The organism is Neobacillus drentensis (genome assembly GCF_036966985.1).
Lineage (GTDB): Bacteria > Bacillota > Bacilli > Bacillales > Cytobacillaceae > Neobacillus > Neobacillus drentensis_E.
On sequence record NZ_JBALSN010000490.1, the window covers coordinates 1 to 5,255 of the forward strand.

Here is a 5,255-nt window from a genome sequence, read left to right on the forward strand (position 1 = left end):
CTCTTGGTTTGAGACCCCAAATGCTGCAATTACACTATCCAGACTAAAAGCAATGTCCATTAGTTCTACGGTTAAAACCGTTCGCCAAAATCCAAATTTTTTACTTTGAACTTCATCCTCGCCGTCATTATTCTTGATAAAGTTTTGAACCACAATCCAAAGTAAGTAGTGACCACCGACAATTTTTATCCAGCCAATATTAATTAATGTAACTCCTAACCCAATCGCTAAAATTCGAAAAAAATAAGCACCAAAAATCCCATAGAATAACGCTTTTTTTCGTTGGTGTTTAGGTAAGTTCTTCACTAATATAGCTAAAACGAGGGCGTTATCGGCAGAAAGTAAACCTTCTAGAATAACTAGTGTCCCTATCACGCCCCAACTCGTTGGGTTCATAAATACGTTCTTTAGGGCTTCTAGTGAAAAAAATGTACTATAGCTACTGATTATTTCATGTAGAAACTCCATTTTTTCTCCCTTTCTATTGCTCTATTTTATTATCCTTGACCTAATTGAAGTCCAGTATTGGATTATATTGCTTGTCCCATCACTTGGATATGTTTAACCCCTCATTTAAATGTATGTATCGTTTTAGAATAAATGCTCCAAAAACAAACCTTCCCTTACCCTATAACCATAATAAGCCGAGAATAGCCAATCCTTACTCAAAATTGGTTATTCTCAGCTTATTCTTAGACGTTTATTGGAAATCCTTTTCTCGATCTTGTATCAACTTCACATTGTATTTCTCAATGGAATTCAACAAACTGCCGTCATAATTAGGATTAGGAAAGTACCATGATTTTTTGGAAAAATAAATCCTCAGATCATCCGACTCAAAAATATAACCATGGCGGGCATAGATTTCATTTCTTGCTAAGCGGAGTTCTCTTGGGGTAAGCAGTTCAAGTTCACTCATGGTTAATCTGACATAATCACTTTCAGGAAAGATATATTCATTGGTGAAATCACTGGGCGGATTACTGTTTGATAAACCAAAAACACTCGTATGCATGACAAGCGTTAGATTATTCTTATTGGTGCCCCCTAGAACCGGAATAGAGTACCCACATGACCCTGAGTAGTTTATTAAGTCCGATTGCGGCAGGGTAACAGGATATTCACCCACGCAATTATTGCCTACAGAAATGAGCCATTCCGCATCTAATTCCTTTGATAACGTTTGGGCAATGTCATATACCTCTTTAGCCCATGTTGTTAGAGGCAGCAAGTTCCTATCATCAAATAGACCAAAAATGCGGGCTAAATCTCGGGACGGAATCTCCGATGCAGATAGGACGACACCTTCATCTTGACGGCTCACAGTCCACTCTCCAACCGAAATTTCTCTGCCAGAGGTGAAGATTCGCAAGTTATTTAACTTTGCGATGTAATAGTTTATGATCGATTGTTCACTAGTACCCACTACTTCTTCTTGTTTAATCCCGGTATCTCCTTCTTCATCCGTTGATTGATCTATATCCTCCTGATTAATTGTTGGATTTTCCTTATTGTTAGAAGCAGATTTGGATTCATTCTCTTCTTTAATTGTATCAGCTTGAGATGCCTTTTGAGTGGGTTCCTTTAGATTATTCATCATGAAGTAGGCAGCAATGACGACTATAACGATCCCTAACAAAGAAAATATAACAAATTTGAATCCCTTTTTATTGTTTCTATGTGCTGAAGGAATCCCAGCCTCTGAATGGAATGGTGCCCCCTCAGCCTCAATAACGGGAGTTTGATTTTCCGCTAGTTTCTCTCCGCAACCTGTACAAAATAGTTCTAACCTATTTATTTTTTTACCGCAATTGGTACAGAATCCACCCACTTATGAAATCACTCCTTTATCAAAGAAATCCTACTAAAATATCCCCTGCCTGCCTAAGCAGACAAGGGAATCAATCTAAGTAAATTAGGCATGCTTTTTCGATTTATGAATGAAAGTCCCAAGAAAGGCAAATACAAATGAAAAGAGAAGACTTTTAATGAACGTTCCAATTGGGCCAAAGCCAAGTTGAAGCGACAATTCAAGCGTATCTTCTGCGTTCTCACTCCCTCCACTGAGCCCAAAACCTATATCAGTGAATGCTGCAAGTAATGACATGATGACAGCATAAACCACACTAAAGATTACCAGATTCTTTATCACATTTGGCTTTCGTGCGATCTTGAAACCCGCCCAAATAAATAAGGCAACTGGGATCAGCAGCGCAAGCTTTAAATAAAGATCCACATCCGTCCCCACCAAGATATCTTCTAAGAAAGTAGGATCCCCATCGGATTCAACACCTGAAAAAATCCCAAAAGACAAAGATTCCTCCGAACCCGATTCCGTTTGTGTAAACGTGATTGGCGTGAAGTGGAGTAAGTTCCAAAAATAACTGCCAAATTGAACGGAAACTGTTGCAATGAGCATAAAACTTTTGTCGATTAACTCCTCAAATGGTGTATCGAAAAAGAACGCCCCAGCCTCTTTTATTTCTGCTATTTTACTAGAAAGGTAAGCAAAGATAATTACTGAGAAAAGTAGTATGCCGCGAAAAGGAATGACAATCGCTTGATGAATCGCTTCACCTGAAGGAATCCACTCCGATAGGAGACTCGTTGCCCTCCGAAAGGTTACAGCAAATAAACTTCCCAAGCCGCTGAAAAAGAAACCAAAAAGCAAAGTCATTATGAAGGTTTTAAAAAAGGAATAGTTGGTGCTAATATCTAGACTCATATCAAAATTCTTCTGATCCGTATTGAAATCATATGAATACCCAGCAAATAGAGAAAAGATTGTCATAAATATTGAATAGAGGACAGCAATGCCGATTGCATTGTTCACATGGTCTTGTAGTTTTGAACTAAGTCTTCGCCTTGAGGCAATCATTCCAGCTACAAATAATCCGATGAATGGTATCAGAAGATAAATGATAAACCCATTCTTTGCCTCTGCTTCCACCGTCGCATGTTCCTCGTCACCGCTAATTTCTCCATCCACACTAACGGCAATGACAGGATTTTGGAGGTTAGACTCCATCACAATATCAGATATACCATACATTTTATTGAGCTTGGGAAGATCCCCCTCCCTTTCAAATGGAATTTTGTCGATTAATCCGGCAAGATCCATTTCGTCTAAACTATCCCCAACCAAACTGTTAAAAACCTTTTCAGATGTCTTCATAACAGAAAAAGATAATCCAAAAACGATCAGGATGGCAATCAGGGCTGGCAACAAGGCATTTTTAACATATGTAAACTGAAAGGCCGGCATTTTTTGGGGAAGAACTGCCGCCATATTGGTCAATTCCTTTGGCGAGGCAAAACCATTCTCATGGGTGTACTGCAGGTTACTCGACCCACATTCCGTACAATAGTTATAACCCTTTGTTGTATTACCGCCGCATTCGGAACAAAAGGAAGCTTTCTGCTCCTTCACACGAAATTTTACAGGTGCCCGTTTTAACAGGGTTCCGTCATTGATGCAATAGTTGGCCGTTGAAAGATTCTCGGTCCCGCAATTCTTACAAAACATCTGACAGCCCCCTTACACAGCCAGACGGCTTCCGCAACAAGCGCAGAAACTAGCTTGTGATGGGACCTGTTCTTCACAAGTGGAACACACGATTGTTTCCATGGACTCAATACCACTTGCCAGCTGTTCTTGTCGTTGACCACATGATCCACAAAATTTATCATTCGCAGTAATTTGACTGCCGCAATTAGAGCAGCCCCACGCATGTTCTTTTTTATTTAATTGCTCTAATGCCTTTTGGGCTTGAAATATACGTTGGTCAAGTTCAGCAATCTTCAAAAAGAATTGCCCCAGTTCTGGACTTTCCAATTTTCCTGTCCGAATCTTTTGATAAGCTACTTCTCCGAGGTGAAGCAGCAATTCGGCCCGTTTTTCAGCATGTTCCTGAATAAGTTTTTTAAATTGGCTAACTTCCTGAACGGTTTGTAGTTTCTGCTTTCCCTGCTGCAGTGAATCCTGAAGTAGATTCAGTCCCCCGCCAAGTTTCGTTTGCAAATCACTCACCAACAAATCCCCCCTATACTTTATAAATGCATCTATAAAATCAATATAAAAACAGAAAAACGATAGCCATAAAAAATAAGATAGGTCTTACTGCTTATCTCCTTAGATTTTATTTAGGAGTACGTAGTATTATGTCATCAATTTTGGGTCTGTCTAATTGCTGTGAAATTCTTCAGAAAATAAAAAACGATTCGAGAGTGTGCCTCCGAACCGTTTTTTGGGATATAATTTAGATTTGAGATTAATCTATCTTTTTACACATGTTATACCAACTGACTCCTCCATGTTTGGAAGCAGACTCACCGTAGTTTCGGTAGCCTAACTTTTCATAGAAAAAAATTAATTCCCGTTTACAAGTAAGCGTAATCGTTTCTCGCCTTTTTGTTCTTGCTTCTTTTTCAAGATGGGCAAGTAAGGCAGCAGCTACGCCGTGCCTTTGAAAATGAGGAGACACAGCTAATCCTAAAATACTTTGATGACCACCCTTCGCTGGATTGCTCTTGGTCATACTAAATAAATCATCTGTGATGTACACAGTACCGATCACCGGACCATTGACTAATCCTGCGATTTTTCCATCCACTTCGGCAACAAAGAAACTATCTGGAATCAGTTCAATTCTCTTTTCGAATGCTTGTTTGGTTGCTGCCTCTTCTTTTGAAAAACATAGATTTTCAATGACTACCAGCTGTTTCAAATCCTCCATTTTTACGTTTCGTATCTTGATCATACTATCAATCCTCCAACTATCCTTATTATATTCATAATTTAGTAGATAGCAAAAAGGAATGTATGACAAAAAGAGTGACCGGATAGTCACTCTTCTTTGGCTGATTATTTATTTCTTTGGCATTCTGGTTTAAACATTTTATTAAAGACTTAGCCATCCCTGCCTTCCCTTTTTCCTTCGGCTAATTTTCTCCTGTCACTTGCTTTTGGTGGCTCCTCTAACCAACCATTGTCAATCATAAGATTCGCTCCATCTTCTGCATACCTTAATAGTTCACTCGTTAAAGCCACATATTTTTCTCCAAGGTCCCTTCTTGATGTAACACTTAACGCTGCGCCGTAAAAAGCTATGGCAACTTGTGTCGAGAGCTGGATTTGATACATCATCCATTTATCAGAAAAGGGTGCTGTGGTTGAGCTAGTTACATGTGATTGCCATGAGATCGGTGAATTCAGCTTTTCTTCACGAAAGATCTTCTCAAAAGCAGCAATATGT

General features: G+C 39.2%; 6 protein-coding genes. All 6 read right to left on the minus strand.

Going from position 1 to position 5,255, the window contains the following annotated elements:
* Positions 1-468, minus strand: a 468-nt coding sequence (locus tag V7659_RS26110) for a TerC family protein (protein WP_420491776.1), incomplete at its 3' end; no start/stop codon positions are given.
* A gap of 232 nt (positions 469-700) precedes the next feature.
* Entirely contained in the window at positions 701-1,831 is a 1,131-nt protein-coding gene (locus V7659_RS26115) for a YARHG domain-containing protein (RefSeq protein ID WP_335543013.1), read from the minus strand.
* An 84-nt stretch (positions 1,832-1,915) separates the two neighbouring features.
* Entirely contained in the window at positions 1,916-3,526 is a 1,611-nt protein-coding gene (locus tag V7659_RS26120; protein ID WP_335543014.1) for a zinc ribbon domain-containing protein, read from the minus strand.
* Positions 3,527-3,538: 12 nt separating this feature from the next.
* A complete protein-coding gene (locus V7659_RS26125; protein WP_335543015.1) occupies positions 3,539-4,030 on the minus strand; it encodes a zinc ribbon domain-containing protein in 492 nt (163 codons plus the stop codon).
* 241 nt (positions 4,031-4,271) lie between these two features.
* Positions 4,272-4,760: a GNAT family N-acetyltransferase gene (locus V7659_RS26130; protein WP_335543016.1), complete on the minus strand. Its 489-nt coding sequence runs from the start codon at positions 4,758-4,760 to the stop codon at positions 4,272-4,274.
* 149 nt (positions 4,761-4,909) lie between these two features.
* The coding region (locus V7659_RS26135; protein WP_335543017.1) for a DUF3231 family protein at positions 4,910-5,255 on the minus strand (346 nt) is incomplete at its 5' end.